Here is a 20,285-nt window from a genome sequence, read left to right on the forward strand (position 1 = left end):
GGGCGCGTATTTAGCACTCATCGATGCTCCGACCTCTACGACACAGTATCACTATTCACACCGTGAACACCCCACATGGGGCAATGATATGCCACTACATAGCATGTATTTGTAAGTGACACCCATGAGTAAAGCGAATGCGACCGAGACACCGCTGGACGCGGTTGCGGGGGCTGCTGGCCCACGCGCGACCGAGGTCTTCTCCGTTTTGGGGCACGATACCCGGCTGGCGATACTGTTGGCGCTCTGGGAAGCCTACGAACCGTTTACAGCAGACAACGCCGTCTCGTTCGCAGAACTCCGCAAGCACGTCGGGATGCGCGACGGCTCGCAGTTCAACTACCATCTCAAACAGTTGGTCGACTACTTCGTCCGCCAGACCGACGACGGCTACGAACTCCGACGCGCTGGCCACCGGCTCGTCCAGACGGTCATCGCGGGCACGGGCCTCGAAGATGTCGCACTCGCCCCGACCGAGGTCGAACGGGCCTGTCCAGTATGTGGCGCGCCCACCGCGATCACCTACCGCGACGAGATGCTCGTTCACGTCTGTACCGAGTGCGAGGGGCGATTCGGGGATCGTGAGCAGTTTCGTGGGGGGACTCTCTCGGCGGCGGGCCTGGATCCGGCTGGCGTTCCCGATCGGAGTCCTGAAGAGTTGCTCAATGCGGCCTCTATCAGGGGAACGTGGAACACACAATCTAGGATCGAAGGGGTGTGTACCGGGTGCTCGGGCCCGATAGACAGCTGGCTGCACGTCTGTGACGACCACGCGGCCGAGGGGGTGTGTCCCACCTGCGAGCGGCGGTACGCCGTGATGGCCCGGTTTCGCTGCCCCGTCTGCAAGGCCTCCGGAGAAATAGTGCCATCGTGCTCGTGGCTGGTCATGCACCATCCCGCCGTGGTCGCCTTCTACTACGACCGCGGGGTTCCCCTCCAGTACGAGGATGACGATAGTGGGAGTTTCCAACCACGATACCGAGACGTGGACCCCAAGGAGGACATCGACTACGAACTCATCGCGGAGGATCCACCCCGGGTTCGAGTCACGTTTCGGCACGAGGATGCCGAACTCCAACTGACGCTTGACGAGGACGTGAACGTCATCGACGTGGGTGTGAAGGACTAAGCCACGGGGTATTTGGTCGTGGCTGAGTCTAAGAGACAACCTCTATCTTGTACGGCTGCTTGCGGCTCACTTGGTCTTTGTTAGAAGTTCCGTATTGACTACGGGGATATCTCTCAGTAGACCTGGTTGTCCGCACGTCTGCACGTCAAGAATCGCGTCGGTCACGAGCGATGTCTTCGCATGCCGACTTGTTTGTCGGTTTAGGCATACGGAGTTCAGTTCGAACGTTTAGGAAAACGTATTCCAGTTTGAGCGTTTATTGAAATGATTTTCAGCTAACGTTTATCCGGACAGTGAGCGTGGTTTCTCCGAGAGGTATCACTGATGGAACCCACGATTGCCCTGCTCGATACGGGCCAACCCGAGACGACCATCGAAACGGTAGAGACTGATAGCCGGTCAAAGAGTACGACCAGCCACGAGTTCCCAGCGGGAGGTGACCAGCAAGCATCCCAGTTCAGGCACGCCGTCCTCGTGGCGGCGTATTTCGTATTCGCTGGCGTGAGCCTCCTACTGGTTACGCTCGGGGTTGTGACCACGTCGGCAGCCGTACTGCCTTCGGGCCCGCTGGGCGTCGTCCTCATCCTCACCGTGGGGCTGGGGCTCATGGTCGCCGCGCCGACGCTCGCTCGGTGGGCGTTCATCACGGGTCTCAACGCCATCGAACGGTGGCTTGTGTCGCCCGACACTGATTCAGTCCCCACTCCGGCATACGACGAGGACACCGCGGTCGCGCTTCAGGTGCTTGCGCTCCACGATGCCGGGCAGTCCGAGTCGGCCATCGAAGCGGCGACAGGGCTCCCCCAAGCTACCATTGCTACGATTCTCGACCGGCGCGGGGAATATCTCGCGGCTGCCGCACAGTTGGGGGGTGGATAGCGCCATGTCCCCACAGATCCGCGCGAACGCGACACTGCTCGTGGTTGGGATACTCATCCTCGGCGGGCTTGCACCGCTCGCCCCGGCCCCCACCCCTCCGAGTACGGCTGCCGAACGCCCAGTGGAGTCGGCGACCGAGATCGATTCGTGTACCACGATTACCACCCCCGGCGAGTACGTTCTCACCGCCAATCTCGAGAGCCACATCTACACGTGTCTCGCGGTCGAAACCAGCGACGTCACCATCGACGGCAACGGCCACACCATCACCGTGAATGCCACGGTTAGGGAGCGCGGGAAGCACCTGGTGACGTCGTCGCCGTATCATTTCGGGGCAGGGGTCGCCGTCGGTACTCGGGTTACGCCCACGGTCAGGAACGTGTCGGTCGCGAACCTCACGGTCACCGGCCTCGACGTCGGCGTCCAGTTCGTGAACGTCCAGACCGGCACGGTACAGGGCGTCACTGCCACGGATAACGTCGCCGGCATCCGTCTCACCGACGCCACCGACGTCACGATCACCGCCACGAAGGCGACCGAACACGTCGAAGATGGTATCAGTGTGGCGACCGTCACCGGCATCCGGATCACCGACACGAACGCGAGCGACAACGGGTACGCTGGTATCGCCCTCGTCGACACCACACGGAGCGGGGTTCACAACACCACGACGGCTGGCAATTTCGGTGATGGCATCGTCGTTCGGAATGCCAGCCGGGTCACGCTTACGGGAGTAACCGCCGCACGCAATACGGTAGGCGTCCTGCTATTCGATGCCACAGCGACCACCGTCACGGGGAGTCGAATCGATCGGAACGCGTTCGTGGGCCTCGCGCTCGCAAACGCCGCGCACAACGTCATCTCAGAGACAGTCGTCTCGAACACGACGGCCACGAAGTCCCTCTTGGACGCGCCGAGTGGTATCTGGCTGTTCAATGCCACCCGGAACCGATTCGAGGACGTGCATGCGATAGACAACCGGGACTGGGCCGTCTACGCCCGGAATCAGTCGAGGGCGAATTCGTTCACGAACCTCTGGGTCGAGGGGTTGGTCGCGCCCTCGTTCACGGCGGGCAATCTCACCAACGCCTCAGTGACGTCACACCAGCGCATCACTTCGCCGGGGACGGCCTGGAGAGACAACCCTGTCGGCACGGGTGGGAGTCATCTCGTCCAAACGGTGAGGGGAGGACACACCCAGTACGACGTCCACTCGGGTCCATCGAAGAGTCTGCGGTCGAGGGTACGTACCCCCGGAAAGTAGCTACTGAATAGTGTAACATCCACGTTCTATATTGATTCGCCGGACTACACCCTGTACCCAAACGACGACGAACTCTCCCTGACGTTCGATGAGCAACTGACCTCATCGAGTAAGCGAGTCGGAGAGAGAAATAGCCGAGTCGTGAATCCATCCGATGGATTAAGCCTCTGTATCTTGCACGACTGTATCGACCTATCCAGAGGTTGTTAGAAGCGGGGTGCTGAATAGAGGGCGCGTATCGTTCACCGGCGAGCTGATCCTTAATGCGTCGTGTCTCTGGTCAGACGATACATCTCGATCAGAACGTGCAAATTTATCACGAGATAACTCTATGTCACTGTGCCCCATAGTGATGTGAAGGGAACCATCCCATGGACCAAGCGACACCACCAGATACAGGCACGGAAATGGAACTTCACCGAGCTGTCTCAGATGACGGCACCGAGATAGTCGGACGCGTACACGGACAGGGGCCGCCACTGGTCCTCGTTCCAGGAGCGTTGGGTGATGGAGAGACGGTCTGGGAATCGCTGTTGCCGCTGCTCACAGACCGGTTCACCTGCTACGCCATGAGTACGCGGGGCCGGGGGCTGAGCGGCCACAGCACCGACCTCTCGATCGAGCGGCTGGTGCAGGACATCAACTCGTTCGTAGAAAGCTTCGACGAACCCGTGGGGCTGATGGGATGGTCGAGCGGTGCCCTGCTCTCGCTGGCTACAGCGGAGAACACCGACGCGGTCTCCGCCGTTGCCGCCTACGAGCCGCCCGTCTTCGAGGTGATGAGTGAGGACGTCTCCGCACGTATGATGGATACGATCGGACGCGTAGGTGAGGCAGCGGAGGAGGATCGGTTGGTCGATGCAGCCCGAGCCTGGATCGAATTCGTCGCTAACGATGACGAACTGGCCGACGCGGCGGAATTGGACTTCTTCGAGGCTTTAGCGCCGAACGTCCCGATCCAACTTCAGGAGTTCGAGCAGGTCTTGGAGTCCGAAGGGACCAGCCCAACCGATCCATCAGAGCTCACCAAAATCTCGGTGCCGGTCCTGCTCTTGCAGGGGACGCAATCGATGCCGGATCCCTGGTTTATCGATAGTGCGAACCACGTTGCCGAGCACGTGGCCGATATCCACGTACGCGAGATTGCCGATGCCGGGCACCTCGGCCCTGTCCTCAAGCCGGAGGCTGTTGCCGACGAACTCGGACGGTTCTTCGCCGCAACACCAGAACCAATCTGAATCGTCCACAGCGTCTTTCAGCGCGACGGATATCTGTGAATCATGGTGGTAGCCAGTATCCTTCGGTACCGTCGAACCGTCTGAATACATAGTTTGTGTTCAGCACACTGACTGATACCTTATCCAAAGCTGTCAGAAACACCGTGCTGAATAGAGGGCGCGTGTCGGGCAATAGAGCAGATGCAATACATGAGACCCGTATTCTAAATGGGAACGCTTCGCCGAGGCCTTTGGAAGAGGCACATTTTTAACATTCAGCGACTCGTGATAGATATGAAAAGCAATCGGCTCATTCCGGTGGTAATGGCGGCAGCCGGATTTGTAACCATCGTAGTCGGAATACACCAGGGATTAGTACACGTTGCGCCGGGGTACGAGGGAACTATCATGTCCGGCTGGGATGGAGATCTTAGTCACGATGAAGTGTTGCTCGCACAGTTGGGAGCTGTTGGTGTCGGAGGTGCGGTTGCCGCACTTCGGTGGAAACGCTTGGCAAGCATCCCAGTCGTGGTGGGTAGTATCGTCCTTTTTTATGCGTTCCGAGCGATACTCGGGCAGTTCCGGTCATCGTACCCCCTCTATCGAGAGTACTCGCTTCAGCCCCCCGGCTCTCAAGAATATACTGTCATGATTATCCTCGGTGCCGAGCCATTCATTCTGGTCGTTGGCGGGCTCCTGCTCATGGGTGCCGGCATCGCAGGGTCGAAATTGGAACCTCTACGGGGCAAAGCGACGAGATGACGAATGCTGTCCACGCTCAACACACCCTCTGTATCGGTCACACCGGTATTGACAGACACTGAGTAGGTGAAGAAGCCACTACTGCATACACAGCGCGTATCTCGCAAGATATGGTCCAAAGCTTGCTACTGGAATCGTTCAATACAGAAGATGAGTTTAGCATAGGAGTACGTTCGTTTCGACATGGACGATCGAAACAGGCGATAGGTACGTTACATGCCTATTAGCCTGTGTGCGCTTTACTATCGCCACGAGTGTGGAGCCAGAGTGTTAGCGTCCCAGTTATCACGACCATGCCTGCATTTACGACGAGTAAGAGTAGGCCGCCACTGGCCTTGGCAGGCGCTCCTGACAGTAATGTTATTCCCCCAGCAGCTGCGGCCGGGACGAGTGCGAGGGCAGCGACGACGCCGACTAGCGTGTCTGTCCGTTCTTCGTCGGTCGCTATCCCCGCCGCGATACCTGCCGCGGCAGCAGCAACGACGCTGTACCAGCCGGGCGTAACGCGTTCCTCAAGTAGTGGTTTCTCAATGAGGTTCTCCGCAGGTGGGAGAATTCCTGTCATGTTCAGTATCACCGTCGTTACCATCGCCCCAGCAGTCGCAGCCAAAAGACCGCCGAACGCGACCAAAGCCCCGAATCCGGCTCGATTCAACCGGTTGGCAGCAATGCCAGCGGAAACGAGTTCCAAAGGCGTCAATGCCGGGGCAACGACCATCGCGCCGATGAGGATTGGAATCGAGTTGGTGAGGAGAGCCACGCCAGCAAGCACACCGGACATCGTCATCAAAACAAGATACGACGTATCAAGCCCGACCTGTTCGTAGAGGTTCTCGCACTTTTCGCTGAGTGAGACTCCGGCACACATCTCGAAGAAATACAGGCGTGTCGGGTGAAACAATTGCGGCTATGTGAGAGTGTCTAATAATGGACCTCCTTCCGTAATATTATGCTCTTATTCGCCCATCTGCCCTCTCTATTCAGCACGGACCACAAAGACCTGCTCAGTCACGGTTAGAAGCCATGCGCTGCATAGAGGGCGCGAATCTTGTAATTCAGATCGTGCTGAAATCGTCAGTAACGATACCCGCTTCGTTTTCAGTCTCCTTTCAGTTCATCCATACACTCGGTGCAAACTTTCAGATCACCCTCCCCGGCAAGGTCTTCTTCGCCGTGATCGAGTGAGTCGATTAGTTCTTTCGTGATAACATCTGGCGTGATGCCTTGAAGGTCATCTACATCACGGCCGCATCGAGCACATTTGACCATGGAATAAAGTAACAAGGTCACAGATGATTATTGTTGGCCATGAATTTTACCGTTAACGCTGTACCCTATCGTTACCGATCTGCTGAATTCATCCTCTATATCTTGCACGTTCTCGACCGACTTGCTTATAACCTGTCAGAAGCAGCGTGCTGAATAGAGGGGCGTTCTTGACACTTTTCTGAAAATTTTCTCAGAACTGGCTCTATAGAAGCCGTGTACCGTACAATAGAGTAACTCAGCCACACTGGAGTTATTCACTGGTAGAGAGTTCCCGCCACACGCTCGCCTGTACGGGCAAAGTGAACGTCAAGTAGGTCGGGGCCTTACTCCGAGTACCGTGCCTGTTTCCGAAGCTTACGACATCGCCGTCGTCGGGGGCGGCGTGGCGGGCTGTTTTGCGGCTGCAACCGCTGCTGATCAGGGAGCTGACGTCGTGCAACTCGAACGGAAGTCCGCAGAAGAAGCGGGACACATCGCTTGCGGCGACGCGATGAAGAGCCCGACCGACCCGAAGAAGTATCCTGGTCCCATCGACATGAGCGCTATCGCGGCGGACGAGGACGTGCTCATCAACGGAAACATCGACCAGATCGAGTGGTGGGACGAGGCAATCGACGTGAAGAAAGTCCTGCCGTACGAGGGTCATAGTAACGTCATCGACCGCTACGAGTTCGGGCAGCGGCTGCTCGAACAGACGGCTGCGTGTGGAGTCGAACAGCACTTCAACACCGTGGTCAACGGCGTTCTCCAAGGTGCGCAGGTCGAGGGGGTGCGAGCCGTCAGAGACGGAGAACCCGTCGGGTACACCACCAAACTCGTCATCGACGCCGGCGGCTCGTTGTCGAGCGTCATGGCCAACGTCGACTTCGTTAGCCTGGATGCAGAACCCGAGACCAGCTTCGAGGAACCCAACTACCAGCAGTTCGGGGCCGCCTACCGGGAAGTGCTCGACACGCAGGCGCCTGTTCCGTACGACAATGCGCTCGTCGGGAAACCACTGGAGGAGATGGGGTACATCTGGTACTTCCCGCGTACGGCCACCCAAATCAACGTCGGACTGGGGCTCCAGATGAACAAGGAACCGGTCGAACTCGTTGACCGACTGAAAGAAGATATCAAAGGGCGGCCCGAATACCAGGAGGCGGACTTCGACACCGTGAACGGCATGCCCAACAAGCTGGGCGCCGCACTCGGCCTTCGGCGTCCGCTGGACTCCATGGTCGCGCCGGGATACATCACGGTCGGCTGTAACGCCGGCACCACCCATCCCATCTCTGGGAAAGGTATCAGAGGGGCGGCCGTCACGGGCTTTTCGGCCGGAAAACACGGCGCGGCGGCGGTTCACGACGACGAAGACGGTTTCATTTCGGAAGCCGACCTCTGGGACCATAACCACTACGTGTACGTACGTCACGGGCTCGGGACGCATATCGCGGTCAAGGAACCGTACAACGTCGCCGCGTCACACGCCGGGATGGAGAACGTGCGCGCGGCGGTCGCCCTCCTGCCTGAGGATGCCATCGCGGACGTCGTCTCCTCAGACGGCAACTCGTTGGGCGTTCGGAGTGCGGTTCGCCTCGTGAGCGGCGTGGTGCAGAATGCACTGCCGTTGGTCAGCGATGGTCGTCTCGAGCGACTCGCCACTACGAAGCGAGCGGTGGGTCGAACGCTCCTCGACTTCGTCCGGACGCGGCGATACGTCGAGAAGTACGAGCGACTCTACAACAATTATCCGGCGAACCGCAACGACTTCTTCGAGTGGCGCGACGCTCGGGACGCGCTGGACGACGCGTTCAACGATGAACTCGGCATTTCCGCCAATCAGCGCAAGTATTAGTCTGTGTTTTAGGAGTCGTACTAAATAGAGCCTCTCTATGCAAAATTTAAGTATACCAAGGGGTCGGGTGTCCGATTATCGGTGATGAACTCGTCGGAGGGCGTCCGCGGTGGCGCTGCCGGAAATCCGGATGTACTTCTGGGCCGTTGCTAAGTCGCTCCATCCCATGAGCGCTTGCAACGGCACTGGAGCCACTCCTTTGTAGGCGTGATAACTGGCTGCAGTGGCCCGCAGACAGTGTGGGTAAATCCGTCCCGGGAGAGCCGCCTGATCGGCGGCTTCCTGGACGCGCCGGTTGACGGTTGACCGCGACCGTGGAAAGCCTTCGTATCGATTTACAAACCGCTCAATACAGAGCTCGATTCGCAACGACAGGTCAAACGGAACCAATCGGGCTGAGGCGACGGTCTTGGGATGCCAGCGGGACGCGACAGCGTTGGTTTCGGTAAGTTGGCCGTTATGGGCGGCTTCCTGACGGGCCTGCCGTTGGCAGTACCCACAGTCACACGGTTCGTGCTGTGGGATTCGGATGAGCTTGCGATTCCAGTCCAGCCAGGAACTGTCGAAATGTGCAATCTCGCCGGCGCGTAGACCGAGCCTGCCACCAAGTAAACAGATGAATCGCGCCTCGAACCCCCGTGGGGCTGGCATGTCTCTACAGGCCTCAAGCAGCAGTTCGAACTCGCGGTCGGTTAAAACATCCTCGTGGGAATGACGAGTGGTTAGTTCCTGTCGGTGGCGGTCAGCCCATTCATTTTTCTCAGTTCGATGGTGAGCCATCCACTCCAGACAGGCAGCGTGGAAAGATGTATTTTCACCTCATCACGACGGAAGCGAAGGGCTTTCCTGCTGAATAGAGGGCGCGTATCGCTCACGTCCTTTCTGGGAGCAGGCCGCTTCTATTCACCGTCTGCAGATTCTTCAGCCGATGTTGCTATGTGATCCCTTAACAAAGATAATGCGGGTGATTTCGCCCATGTCAGAGATACAAGACCAGCGAGAAACGAACAAAAAAGCAGCCCAACAGATCTTCGATGTGTGGGACGGCGGCGACATAGACGCACTCAACGACGTAATCGCCGAGGACGTTATCCTCCATACCCCTGAGGCGCTCCGCGGGACCCTACACGGACGCGACGCGTACAAGGACAATCTCCGTATGTCTCGGGGGGCGTTACCGGACTTGTTCTTCGAACCCAACGACGTCGTCGCCGAGAACGATACGGTGATGGCGTATTGCACGTTTGGGGGTATCCACGAAGGCGAGGTGATGGGCATCGAACCAACGGGGAAGGAGGTCGAGGTCGAGTGGTTCGGGCTCTACCGGTTCGACGACGGGAAGGTGGTCGAAGTGAATGGCCTCCCCGATCTGCTCGGACTGTTCGTGCAGCTCGGCGTCATCGAGCCGCCTGGAGAGTAATCCAGGTTATATCAGTATTTCAGCGCACACCAGGATAGAATTCTCCTGTAGACAACACCAATCTGCTCTGTAGATACCGCTGTGCTGAATCCAGCCTCTGTATCTTGCACGACTGTATCGACCTATCCAGAAGTTGTTAGAAGCGGGGTGCTGAATAGAGGGCGTGTATTCATCACTGACCACTCCGCGGCACACGTCGTCCTGTTCACACCGTGAACAAATTTCACGGAGTAATAATATGGCCATCGTCAACATACCACAAGGCCGTTCCCAGCAAGTCACACTACGAGAGGTATGAGTTAGGGAGTCGGGGTGGAGGCACCGAGCCACGATATCCGAAATCCAAGTGAGCCGGAGTGATCGACGGCCAGCGGGGGATGCACAGGAAGGGACACAACACGTCACGGGTGAGTACCTATGCCAGAAACACCAGACCAACGAGAGGCGAACAAACGAGCAGCCCAACAGGTTATCGACGTCTGGGCTGGTGACGACCTGGACGCGCTCGACGACGTCGTGGCCGAGGACGTGGTCGCCGATATGGCGTACCCAGACCAAGTACGCGGACGCGACGCGTACAAGGAGGCACTCGACGCGTACCGGTCGGCGTTCCCCGATTTGACCTCCGAGGTCAATGGCGTCGTCACAGAGGACGACGCGGTGGTCGTCCACTACACGGCGCGGGGCACCCACGAGGGCGAACTGATGGGTATCGAACCGACCGGAGTCTCGGTCGAGGTGTCGGGCGTTGTACTCTATCGCTTCGAAGACGGGACCATTGTGGAAGTGACCAACATCGGCGACCTGTTCGGCCTCATGCAGCAACTCGGCGTCGTCGAATCGCCAGCTGAAGAACTGCCAACCGCAACCGGCCTCAACGAACAAGCCATCAAACAATTTCAGGAGACGCTTCACGGTCAACTGATCCTGCCCGTGGATTCCGAGTACGACGACGCGCGGACGGTCTACAACGCGATGATCGACAAGTATCCACGGCTGATCGTCCAGTGCGCCGATGTCGCGGACGTAATCGCGGCTGTGAACTTCGGGCGTGAGCACGATCTCGAGACGGCGATCCGTGGCGGTGGCCACAATGGTCCCGGTCTGGCGCTGGTGGACGACGGGCTGGTTATCGACCTCTCCGAGATGACGGGCGTCCGGGTCGATCCCGACGCGCAGACCGTGCGCGTCGAACCCGGGTGCACGTGGGGTGACGTCGATCACGCGACCCACGCCTTCGGCCTGGCAACCCCCAGTGGAATCATCTCGACGACCGGTGTCAGCGGCCTGACTCTGGGCGGTGGCCACGGCTATCTAACTCGGAAATACGGCCTGACGATCGACAATCTGGTGAGCGCAGACGTCGTACTCGCCGACGGACGATTGGTCCGTGCGAGCGAGGACGAGAATCCGGACCTGTTCTGGGCGCTGCGCGGCGGGGGTGGCAACTTCGGCGTGGTCACCTCGTTCGAGTACCAGCTTCATCCGGTGGATACCGTCGTCGCTGGGCCAATGTTCTGGCCGATCGACCAGCTTGAACCAACGATACGCTGGTATCGCGAGTGGCTCCCTCAAGCACCCGAGGACGTGTACGCGTTCTATCTAACCGCCGAGGTGCCGGGCGAGCCCTTCCCAGAGGAGATCCATGGCGAGAAGGTGTGCGGACTCATGTGGTGCTATCTGGGACCGGAGGAACAGGCCGAAGCTGCGATGCAGCCCGCCCGCGATGTCGCCGAACCGCTGTTCGAGCACATCGATCCGATGCCGTATCCGGCGCTGCAAAGTATGTTCGACGACCTCTACCCGCCGGGCGACCAGTGGTACTGGAAGGGCGACTTCGTATACGAACTGACCGACGATGCTATCGCCGAGCACCAGCGCTTTGCCGAAGTGCCGACCCCGAAGTCGACGATGCACCTCTATCCCATCGACGGGGCTGTCCATCAGGTCGACACAGACGAGACGGCGTGGGGGACTCGCGATGCCACCTGGTCGATGGTGATCGTGGGCGTCGATCCAGATCCGGCCAAAAGCGAGGAGATCACTGAATGGGCGCAAGACTATTGGGAGGCGGTCCACCCGCATTCGGCGGCTGGCTCGTACGTCAACTTCATGATGGAAGAGGGGGAGGACCGAATTCGAGCCACCTACGGCGACAACTACGAGCGGTTACAGAAAGTCAAGGCCAAGTACGATCCGGACAATTTCTTCCACGTGAACCAGAACATCGAACCGGCGGAGTAATGATCGGCGAACAGGTTCGTCTTTCTAATCGTGGTTCTGACCGCACACGGGATCAACCTTATCACCGGTCCTGTGCAATCCCTCTGATCCCTTCCGCTGGCGGGGAAATCTTGACGACGGAGCCATTCAAGGTGCGGCTTACCCTTTCCATCGATGACGATACACTCACCCGACTGTCGACGATAACCTGTCGGTGGTTGACGTAACGAAACATACCACGTGTGAAGATACCTCGATGAATAGAACCGATTATTCAAGTGAAACAATAGGTTTCGTCGCCAACTGTACCCTATTGTATCCGCAGTGGTTGCGGCGCGTGGGACGGAGGCCGACTACTCAGACGGTTGGATTTCAACCTCAACCTCCACAGAGTTCGGCTCATAGGCGTTCGCGGCATACCCACCCTCGTTCCAAGGGAACTCGTTATTGTCGAGTGCGTCACGCCAAGCGTCCGGCCTGGAAATTCTCGCTGGCTGTCGGCGGCCCAGCTCGTCAGTCGCCCGCGACAGCAACACGTGCGTCCCCGGCTCAGCCTCCCACTCGAAACGCCACAGTCGCCATGCACCAGAGTACTCAGGGCCGAATAGCTCCGCGTCATCCCAGGTCTCGCCACCATCGGTTGACACCTCCACGCAATCGACCGCGTCGTCACCCGCCCACGCGACACCGCGCACTTCGATCGTACCGTCTGATCGCGGTGTTACGGGCGACTCTCCTGCTGGAGTGCCAATCACTGACATTACGGTCGCGTCAAACGTGTACGGGTATTCGACTGCACCTTCAAGCTGCTCCCACGTGTCGATTGTTTCAATAGTATCGTTTGTATCGGGGTCAGTGCCCTTGGGGTGGATGCGATAGGATTTCTGCTGCCAGAACCCGTGCTCGCCTGGCCGGTCGAGTGACCCTTCGACCACCATCGTGTCCATGACTCTGAGTTCTTCAACCCACTTGACATTGTTGACGCCGTACCAGCCGGGAACGATTAATCGGATGGGATAGCCGTGTTCTCGCGGGAGCTGCTCGCCGTTCATTTCGTAGGCGAGGAGACAGTCGTTGACCGCCTTTACGAGTGGAATCGACCGCGCGAATACGTCGTCGTCATCCGACGGGTCACCCCCGATCGCAGTGAGCCATTTCCCGTCAGGCGAGTCCACGCCGTGCGCCCGGAGAATCGAACTGACTGGGGTTCCGGTCCAGAAGGCGGTGGCAGCGGCCTCGAAGCCCCATTGAACACTTCCCGTCTCGGGTCGGTGCTGGCCGCGCCCGTTGCCTGCACATTCCATCGTATGGGCGACCGCCACCGTCGGATACTCCTCCCTGATATCGGTCATCAGGAGGTCTGCCTCAACCTGCCCGGTAAGAGACACGGTCCATGCGTCGGCGTCGATGTCCGGAATATTGTTCCGGTGACAGACGAAGTGTTCCTCGATGGGTGTTAACCAATTCGCGAAGGTGCGACGCTGAGCCGCACCGACGACCGTATATTTGTCAGCCTCGTCTCGCGTCTCTGTCACGCCGCCCGCCCGTGCCTCTACGATCGCGTCGATCTCTTTGTGACGGCTTTCTCGTGGGCGTTCAGTGACCATAGGTAACAATGTACATGAACGAGACGATAACTATTACCCACGGATTGTCCTCTCTATCTTCGGATGTCGTCAGTAAGGCTGGAGTGGTGCATGTGACATCCTCTCGCGCCTAAAGGCGCGGGCCTCCCGAACCGCACAAGTGGCGGTTCCCGTCAATTCGGAAGGGTAGGAGTCTCAGGTGTGCGACCGACAGCGCTGGCTCTGCCACGAAGCCGATGCTCGTACCCTGGATGGGGCTTCGAGGTATCTGGTTGTTTTGTGTCGGTCGGCGCGTGAGCGACATCGTGACGCCATACGACCTGCCGTACCAGACCAAGGCCGCTCTCTGCAACTACGTCCCGAAACTTCGGAAGACGTACCACGCCAAGGAGTTGGACGACGAACACCCGATACGGCTCACGAACCAAGCCGCGAAGTTCGACCACTCCGGGGAACGCGAGTCCGAGTTCACGTGGTGGGTTCCCCGTCCCGGTCGGGGAACGAACTTCTGGATTCCACTCCGTATCAACCCTGAACAGGAAGGCCTCTGGCACGACCTCGTATCTGAGGACGCGAAGGCGGGCGAGATACGGCTTCAGAAACACCGGAAGAACTGGGTACTGCACGTCACCGTCGAGTACCCGGTCGAAGAACCAGCGACAGACGGTGACGCCACGCAAATCGGCTTAGACATCGGAGAAACCGCCCTGATAACGGGCTGTGCCCTTAAGGACGGTTCTCCGACTGACCCGTTCGTGTGTAGCGGAAGCAGAGCGAAGCATCTCCGCAAAGAGATGCACACGACCCTGAAACGCCTCCAAGAGCGCGACGCATCCGAGTGGCGGATTGACGACCGCTTCTCGCACTACCAGAACGCGCTCACCGACATCGTGGAGAAGGCGTCTCGACAGGCCGTCAAGTACGCCAAACAGTTCGACAACCCGGTGTTGGTGATGGAGGACTTGACGTACATCCGTGAACGTCTCGACTACGGGAAGTATATGAACCGTCGGCTTCACTCGTGGGCGTTCGCCCGACTGCAAGGGCGCCTCGAGGACAAGGCGACGGAAGAAGGCATCCCGGTCAAGTACGATAATCCGGCGTACACGTCTCAGACGTGCCACTCGTGCCACCGTATCGGTCGGCGGGACTCACAGGCTGAGTTCCGATGTCCGAACGACGACTGCCACGTTTCGACGTTTCAGGCCGACATCAACGCTTCCGCGAATATCGCACGACGGGTTGACCCGTGGGGAGAGAGCGTCCCGCTTGACAAGGCGGAACGCGATGACTCGCCTCGGGATGGGAGCGGTAGTGACACCGCCACGACTCACCGTGAGAAGAGCGCACCAGCGCAGATGACGCTCACGGCCTTTCGAGAGTCGGAACCCTCTGCCAGCGACGACTAACTGGTATTCCTCATGCGGGGGAAGCCTCGCCGTTTACGGCGAGGAGGATGTCACTCTGCTGCTGCTTCGATTTGCTGTGTTGCTTCGATGACTTCCTCGTGGGCACCGCCATTTGACGCAACGAGGCCATGACTGTCATGGCCCCAATCATTCCCCTGTAAGTCAGTGACTGTCCCGCCAGCCCATTCAACTAGCGCAGCACCTGCAATCGTATCCCACGGATTGAGGTTATCGATGTTGGTGATGGCAGCTTCGATCTCGCCTGCGGCGACCGCTGCGAGTGCAAGTTGTGTTGAACCGTAGCGTCGAAGATCATTGAACCGTCTGACAACCTCGCTCGTCGCGGTTGCGAACTGATCTCGACTGTCCATCCCCCACCAGTAGGTTGGTGCAACCATGAACCCGGTTGGATCTGTCCGGTCAGTGACCGAGACTGGTTCGCCGTTCCGTTGTACTTCGGCAGGGCTGCCCGTATAAATATCGTCACGTTCTGGAACGGCAGTTGCGGCTGCAACAGCCTCCGCATCGTCTATCGCGGCGACACTGGTACACCACAACGAATTACCACGGGTGTAATTATACGAACCATCAATGGGATCGACAGTAAATGCAAGTCCAGAACTGGGTACTTCTTTCGTAGCCTCACCGACTTTTTCCTCCCCGACGATGGGTGCATCTGGATAGGCTCGTTTGAGTGTATCAATTGCTGTGGCCTGAGCAGTACGATCAGCATCTGTTACGACGGCCGCTTTTGAACCTTCTTTATACTCAACTTCGAGCCCTGTCCGAAAGAGATTCTCTGCCGCAGCCCCTCCTGTGACGGCTGCTTGTTCAACAACGGGAGTGTATGGTGAGGGTTCTGCTTGATCCGAGGGACATGTTTCTGACTTCCCTTCCGATGATTCAGACTTTACGTCTTGTGCGGACACTGAATTAGCGATGCCGATGCTGGTAACTCCACCCGCGATTCCTCTTAAATACGTTCTTCGCTTGAATGGGTTCACCATACAGTGCCATGTTAGACAACCACAATCAATAAAGGTCAGTGAATTTTAAACAAAATATTCAGATACATGGCTGGTTTGGATAGAGCCGAGCTAAGCACTGATCAGCATCAGAAGGTTCAGTCTCGATTAAAGCGAGCGGCGAATTTCGTCGTAGACGTGCTGGTACGGAGGACACCCATCTCCTGTATGCAACCTCTATATGCAGCATTTGGGAATTGCCAAGAGGGAGAGCGTCCGGCTATCGGTGATGAACTCGTCGGAGAGCGTCAGCGGTGGCGGTGCCGGAAATCCGAATGTACTTCTGGGCCGTAGCTAAGTCGCTCCAGCCCATGAGCGCTTGCAGCGGCACTGGTGCCACTCCCTTGTAGGCGTGGTAGCTGGCTGCGGTGGCCCGCAGACAGTGTGGTTGACATCCTCCCCGCCCTGAAGGGCGAGGATGTCAAAGAGCGTCTGCTGAGGAGCACAACGGATCAGGTGACGAGGTCAGTCGACACGACGATCCTCGTAGCACGTTCGCAATCGAGATGGCACATGATATCTTGGCAGAGATGCTGTCAACAGAGGCGTCGGAAACCATTCCTACCGTTCACTCTGGTTCCGCGACAGTCATGACGGGGACCGGTGCCGAGCGCACGGTCTTTTCAGCGACACTGCCGAGCAGGATACGATCGGTGCCACGTCTCCCTGTCGTTCCCATACCGACGAGCTGTACGTCGTTCGATTCGATGTAGTCGAGAATCTCCTCAACAGGCGTTCCGTGTTCGATATGGCGAACAGTATTCGTAACCCCGCGTGACTCGGCTTCCGAGACGACAGTCTCGACAGCGTCGGTCGCGGCCTCTTCGCTTTCTTTGCCGGAAGTTGTCGACCGGACGTCCAGTCCGAGTGCAGTGTCGTCCACGACAGACAGGACGTGCACGGTTGCATCAAGCGACGCCGCAAGCTCGACGAGATGATCGGCAGCGTACGTCGCAGCGGTACTCCCATCTGTCGGGATGAGGATGTTCTCGTAGGGGAACTCGAGCGTCTCATCGGGCTGCATGCGGACTGTGAGAACGGGAACCGAGGAGAGCCGGATAACCTTCTCGGAGACGCTTCCGATGAGGTACCGCGAGATTCCCTCGCGGCCGTGGGTTGGCATCACGACCAGACCCTGGTCGTACCGCTCGGCGTACTCAACGATCGTCGGGGCCGGATTGCCCTGGACGACGTCGGTGTCGTACGAAACCCCGAGTGTGTCCAGCGTTTTTGCGGCTTCCTCAACGATGTCCTCACCCTCTCGTTCGAGCACATCGACAGTTTGGCCCTCGACAACGGTGACGCTGTCGCGCGTCGTGTCGGCAACGTAGAGCACCTGAATGGTAGCGTCGGCCCAATGGGCGATCTCGCCGGCGTGATGGAGCACCTCGGCTGCGCCCTCGCTACCGTCATACGGGAGGAGAATGTTCTCGTACATGACTCGATAAGACAAGCTACGTTTGCTGGCCCCCTAATGGTTTTCACCATTCTCTCAAGGTAGTGGCTCCTAACCTCAGGAGACTGTACTAACAACCGCCGGTCATGCGTCTCCATGTATTGAGAGCCAGTCTCCACTTCAGCACAGAGTCACCGAGAAAATTGTCAGTACGGGATTTCCATAGGAGCCGAGTTACCTGATCGAAGTCCCGACTGCTGAGACACTTCCGGTCAATCGGTTTCGCCTTCGCCGGCCAGCGACTCTTCTTCGACCGGGTCGGTGGTGTCGCGGTCGACGGTCACCCGGACCTTCTGAATGCGGGTGTTTTCCACCTGTTCGGCTCGCAGGGTCACGTTCTCGTAATCGAACGCCTCACCCTGCTCGACGAGGCGACCTGCACGGTTGAAGAGGAACCCCGCGATGGTTTCGAACTCCTCGCCCTCGGGGAGGTCGATGTCGAGGGCCTCGTTGACCTCGTCGATGTTGACATCGCCGCGGACCAGCACCTCACTGTCGTCGATGAACTCGATCGGGTGTTCCTCGTCACCCACCAGTATCTCGCCGACGATCTCCTCAAGCAGGTCTTCCATCGTGATGAGGCCCTCGGTGGCGCCGAACTCGTCGATGACGATGACCATCTGCATCCGGTTCTCGCGCATTTCGGTCAGGAGTTCGTCGACGTTCTTGGACTCTGGGACGTGGAGCGTCGGGTTGACCACGTCCTCCACCTCGAGGTCCGCGAAGGTGCCGTAGTTGGAATCATCCAGGTCACGGATGTCGAAGATGCCGATCATGTTGTCCAGCGAGCCCGCGTAAACCGGTAGGCGGGCGTGTCCTGCCTGCATACATTCCTGGATTGCCTTCTCGACGGTCGCGTCTTTGGAGATGGCCACCATGTCGAGGCGGGGGGTCATCACCTCCTTGGCGGTGGCGTCGGTGAACCGCAGGGTGCGCTGGAGTATCTGGCGTTCCTCCTCGTCGAGGACGCCTTCGCGCTCGCCTGTCTTGATCATGTTCCGGATCTCGTCGCGAGTGACGTACGTCGACTCGATGGCCGAGTTGCCGCCGGTGACCTTGTTTACGAGTGTTGTCAAGTAATAGAACAGGGTGATGAGCGGCCACAGCACTTTCTCGACGATCTTCAGCCCTCGGGCGACGCGTCGTGCGTGCAATTCGGTGTGCTCGACGGCGTAGGACTTGGGTGCGCTCTCCCCAAATATCAGGACCATCGACGTAATACCGAGCGACGAGACGAGTACTGCCGTGCCAGGGTCGAAGTAGAAGCCGACGAGGGTCGTCGAAATCGAGGACATCGTGATGTTGACCATATTGTTCCCCACGAGGATCGTCACGAGCAAGCGGTGGGGATCGTCTTTGAGGGACTTGACTGCCCACGCACCCCGCTTGCCCTCCTCGACCATCGCGTCGATCTGGTGGTCCGGCAAGGAGAACAACGCAATCTCCGACGATGAAAAGAACCCTGATCCCACGAGCAGCATCAGAATCATGAGGATACCGATCACGGTAACTCCCGTCCGCCCCAGTTCAATCCCGACGACCGGCACAGTATACAGTGTGATACCGGCCTCAGATGCCGCTGTGAGTACAGATAACACCATCAATCTCGACAATTACAAGAGTAGAATATTAACCCTTGTGCAACCGGCGTCGGGGTCGCCATAGAAGTCGACCCCGGCGCGCTTGGCCATCTTCTTGGCCTGGTCGTGGGCGCCCGGCCGGTCGGTCTCGGCCTGGATAGCAGAGTTACGCCGATTAAAATTCGAAATTCCGGCTCCATTGGGATCCTCAGAAGCTAATAGAAACCATGCTGACTGCATCCTCTGTATCCAGCACGCTGCTACTGACAGCGGATAGGTAGGTTGGTCCAAGTCATGCTGAATAGAAGGCGCGAATGCAGCATCGGACCAACCTTCGATTCCAACCGACCCGGGTATCTTTACTGGCGCCCATTTAAATTTAATGACGAATCGGTAGGGCGTTTGAAAGACTATCTGGAAAAACAAACCGATTGGAGAACCGACGAATGAGAGGGTGTTCGTTAACCAGTGCTTGGTAATGAATACTCCAAAAACTCCTCTGCTCGGATCACGATTGCGGTGTTTTTCGCCATGGGCGGCCACACGGGGATTCCACGAGATGAGCCTGGCCAAGGTGATGGGTAGCGTGTATTGAATCAGTCGGTGTTACCTGATGACAGTAACCGGAATGGTAGTACGCTCAACCACGTTTCGTGCCACGCTGCCCAAGAACTCAATAGTTCGTTCCGATCGGCCCCGGTGACCAACGTAGAGCGTTTCGAACTCTCCTTTCTCGGCGTATTCGGGTATTATCTTCGCCGGTTGGCCGTAGAGTAGTTCTCCAGACACGGTTTGCCCCCGCTCCGCTGCAAATTCGATCGCCTCGTCTATGATCGCTCGACCGTGCTCCTCTGCGGCGTCAAGGCTATCGATGACTAGCCGGTCCCTGCGGTCGGACTCGGATATCGGTTCTCCACCACCAGCGTCATAGATATCCGGTTCGATTGCGTGGATCACCGTGATTGATCCGCCGGTCGCGTTAGCGATGTCTGCTGCGTACGCAAGCGCCCGATTGCTCTCTTCTGATCCATCAACGGCGACAAGTAGTTCCATACCAAACCTTTGGCGCCAGACCGGTTAAATCGACCGCCCCGTCCGACGACCCGAGCACGGTCTTCTGCCTCTAGAGGCTCAATGGCCATATTACCAAAGCGGAAAGAAAATAGACACATTCGAACAACTCGTCCGCATTGACATCCTCCTCCGCGTAAACGCGGAAGAATCCCGAG

General features: G+C 58.2%; 16 protein-coding genes and 1 pseudogene. 10 read left to right on the top strand and 7 right to left on the bottom strand.

The features are described from left to right. Positions 1-124 precede the first annotated feature (124 nt). The 5 genes from E2484_RS12255 to E2484_RS12270 all read left to right on the top strand — a co-directional run bounded on the left by E2484_RS12255 (position 125) and on the right by E2484_RS12270 (position 5,251). Positions 125-1,129 (top strand): DUF7351 domain-containing protein, encoded by a 1,005-nt coding sequence (locus E2484_RS12255; protein ID WP_137285513.1) that lies wholly within the window; start codon positions 125-127, stop codon positions 1,127-1,129. Positions 1,130-1,453: 324 nt separating this feature from the next. Next, on the top strand, positions 1,454-2,008 hold the full coding sequence (locus tag E2484_RS24990; RefSeq protein WP_170977331.1) for a hypothetical protein: 555 nt from the start codon (positions 1,454-1,456) through the stop codon (positions 2,006-2,008). A 4-nt stretch (positions 2,009-2,012) separates the two neighbouring features. After that, positions 2,013-3,272, top strand: coding sequence for a right-handed parallel beta-helix repeat-containing protein (locus E2484_RS12260; RefSeq protein WP_170977332.1), 1,260 nt, complete (start codon positions 2,013-2,015; stop codon positions 3,270-3,272). Positions 3,273-3,643: 371 nt separating this feature from the next. Beyond that, entirely contained in the window at positions 3,644-4,510 is an 867-nt protein-coding gene (locus tag E2484_RS12265; RefSeq protein ID WP_321112575.1) for an alpha/beta fold hydrolase, read from the top strand. A 273-nt stretch (positions 4,511-4,783) separates the two neighbouring features. Further along, positions 4,784-5,251, top strand: coding sequence for a hypothetical protein (locus E2484_RS12270; RefSeq protein ID WP_137285515.1), 468 nt, complete (start codon positions 4,784-4,786; stop codon positions 5,249-5,251). Positions 5,252-5,474: 223 nt separating this feature from the next. On the opposite strand, the gene E2484_RS12275 is transcribed toward E2484_RS12270, so the two are convergent. Further along, entirely contained in the window at positions 5,475-6,119 is a 645-nt protein-coding gene (locus tag E2484_RS12275; RefSeq protein WP_137285516.1) for a DUF389 domain-containing protein, read from the bottom strand. 687 nt (positions 6,120-6,806) lie between these two features. Here E2484_RS12275 and E2484_RS12280 point away from each other — a divergent pair. Then, positions 6,807-8,357: an FAD-binding protein gene (locus E2484_RS12280; protein WP_137285517.1), complete on the top strand. Its 1,551-nt coding sequence runs from the start codon at positions 6,807-6,809 to the stop codon at positions 8,355-8,357. Between the two features lie 75 nt (positions 8,358-8,432). Here the strand turns inward: E2484_RS12280 and E2484_RS12285 are convergent, their stop codons facing one another. Next, on the bottom strand, positions 8,433-9,137 hold the full coding sequence (locus E2484_RS12285; protein WP_137285518.1) for a tyrosine-type recombinase/integrase: 705 nt from the start codon (positions 9,135-9,137) through the stop codon (positions 8,433-8,435). Between the two features lie 196 nt (positions 9,138-9,333). Here E2484_RS12285 and E2484_RS12290 point away from each other — a divergent pair, with 196 nt between their 5' ends. From E2484_RS12290 to E2484_RS12295, 3 genes and pseudogenes are all read left to right on the top strand, one after another. Further along, positions 9,334-9,777 (top strand): ester cyclase, encoded by a 444-nt coding sequence (locus E2484_RS12290; RefSeq protein WP_170977333.1) that lies wholly within the window; start codon positions 9,334-9,336, stop codon positions 9,775-9,777. 417 nt (positions 9,778-10,194) lie between these two features. Continuing rightward, positions 10,195-10,593 (top strand): annotated as a pseudogene (locus E2484_RS26030) (ester cyclase); the annotation flags it as partial. Between the two features lie 159 nt (positions 10,594-10,752). Beyond that, complete coding sequence (locus E2484_RS12295) at positions 10,753-12,021, top strand: FAD-binding oxidoreductase (protein ID WP_394347915.1); 1,269 nt, start codon at positions 10,753-10,755, stop codon at positions 12,019-12,021. Between the two features lie 332 nt (positions 12,022-12,353). Here the strand turns inward: E2484_RS12295 and E2484_RS12300 are convergent, their stop codons facing one another. Then, the gene (locus tag E2484_RS12300; protein WP_137285521.1) at positions 12,354-13,607 is read right to left on the bottom strand and encodes a sulfite oxidase; all 1,254 of its coding nucleotides are present in this window, start codon (positions 13,605-13,607) and stop codon (positions 12,354-12,356) included. 215 nt (positions 13,608-13,822) lie between these two features. Here E2484_RS12300 and E2484_RS12305 point away from each other — a divergent pair, with 215 nt between their 5' ends. Then, a complete protein-coding gene (locus E2484_RS12305; protein ID WP_394347909.1) occupies positions 13,823-14,995 on the top strand; it encodes an RNA-guided endonuclease TnpB family protein in 1,173 nt (390 codons plus the stop codon). 50 nt (positions 14,996-15,045) lie between these two features. Here E2484_RS12305 and E2484_RS12310 read toward each other — a convergent pair whose 3' ends face one another. The 4 genes from E2484_RS12310 to E2484_RS12335 form a co-directional block, all read right to left on the bottom strand. Continuing rightward, positions 15,046-16,002, bottom strand: coding sequence for an inositol monophosphatase family protein (locus tag E2484_RS12310; RefSeq protein ID WP_137285522.1), 957 nt, complete (start codon positions 16,000-16,002; stop codon positions 15,046-15,048). A gap of 586 nt (positions 16,003-16,588) precedes the next feature. Continuing rightward, the gene (locus E2484_RS12320) at positions 16,589-17,458 is read right to left on the bottom strand and encodes a universal stress protein (RefSeq protein WP_137285523.1); all 870 of its coding nucleotides are present in this window, start codon (positions 17,456-17,458) and stop codon (positions 16,589-16,591) included. Between the two features lie 230 nt (positions 17,459-17,688). After that, positions 17,689-19,077, bottom strand: coding sequence for a hemolysin family protein (locus E2484_RS12325; protein WP_137285524.1), 1,389 nt, complete (start codon positions 19,075-19,077; stop codon positions 17,689-17,691). A gap of 585 nt (positions 19,078-19,662) precedes the next feature. Continuing rightward, positions 19,663-20,109, bottom strand: a complete 447-nt coding sequence (locus E2484_RS12335) for a universal stress protein (protein ID WP_137285526.1) — start codon at positions 20,107-20,109, stop codon at positions 19,663-19,665. Between the last annotated feature and the right edge of the window lie 176 nt (positions 20,110-20,285).

The organism is Halorussus salinisoli, assembly GCA_005239435.1.
GTDB lineage: Archaea > Halobacteriota > Halobacteria > Halobacteriales > Haladaptataceae > Halorussus > Halorussus salinisoli.

What these genes read in the sequence shown, in the direction of transcription:
- E2484_RS12255 (WP_137285513.1), top strand. Translation starts at nt 125, where the DNA reads ATGAGTAAAGCGAATGCGACCGAGACACCGCTGGACGCGGTTGCGGGG.
- E2484_RS24990 (WP_170977331.1), top strand. Translation starts at nt 1,454, where the DNA reads ATGGAACCCACGATTGCCCTGCTCGATACGGGCCAACCCGAGACGACC.
- E2484_RS12260 (WP_170977332.1), top strand. Translation starts at nt 2,013, where the DNA reads ATGTCCCCACAGATCCGCGCGAACGCGACACTGCTCGTGGTTGGGATA.
- E2484_RS12265 (WP_321112575.1), top strand. Translation starts at nt 3,644, where the DNA reads ATGGACCAAGCGACACCACCAGATACAGGCACGGAAATGGAACTTCAC.
- E2484_RS12270 (WP_137285515.1), top strand. Translation starts at nt 4,784, where the DNA reads ATGAAAAGCAATCGGCTCATTCCGGTGGTAATGGCGGCAGCCGGATTT.
- E2484_RS12275 (WP_137285516.1), bottom strand. Translation starts at nt 6,119, where the DNA reads ATGTGTGCCGGAGTCTCACTCAGCGAAAAGTGCGAGAACCTCTACGAA.
- E2484_RS12285 (WP_137285518.1), bottom strand. Translation starts at nt 9,137, where the DNA reads ATGGCTCACCATCGAACTGAGAAAAATGAATGGGCTGACCGCCACCGA.
- E2484_RS12290 (WP_170977333.1), top strand. Translation starts at nt 9,334, where the DNA reads ATGTCAGAGATACAAGACCAGCGAGAAACGAACAAAAAAGCAGCCCAA.
- E2484_RS12295 (WP_394347915.1), top strand. Translation starts at nt 10,753, where the DNA reads ATGATCGACAAGTATCCACGGCTGATCGTCCAGTGCGCCGATGTCGCG.
- E2484_RS12300 (WP_137285521.1), bottom strand. Translation starts at nt 13,607, where the DNA reads ATGGTCACTGAACGCCCACGAGAAAGCCGTCACAAAGAGATCGACGCG.
- E2484_RS12305 (WP_394347909.1), top strand. Translation starts at nt 13,823, where the DNA reads ATGCTCGTACCCTGGATGGGGCTTCGAGGTATCTGGTTGTTTTGTGTC.
- E2484_RS12310 (WP_137285522.1), bottom strand. Translation starts at nt 16,002, where the DNA reads ATGGTGAACCCATTCAAGCGAAGAACGTATTTAAGAGGAATCGCGGGT.
- E2484_RS12320 (WP_137285523.1), bottom strand. Translation starts at nt 17,458, where the DNA reads ATGTACGAGAACATTCTCCTCCCGTATGACGGTAGCGAGGGCGCAGCC.
- E2484_RS12325 (WP_137285524.1), bottom strand. Translation starts at nt 19,077, where the DNA reads ATGGTGTTATCTGTACTCACAGCGGCATCTGAGGCCGGTATCACACTG.
- E2484_RS12335 (WP_137285526.1), bottom strand. Translation starts at nt 20,109, where the DNA reads ATGGAACTACTTGTCGCCGTTGATGGATCAGAAGAGAGCAATCGGGCG.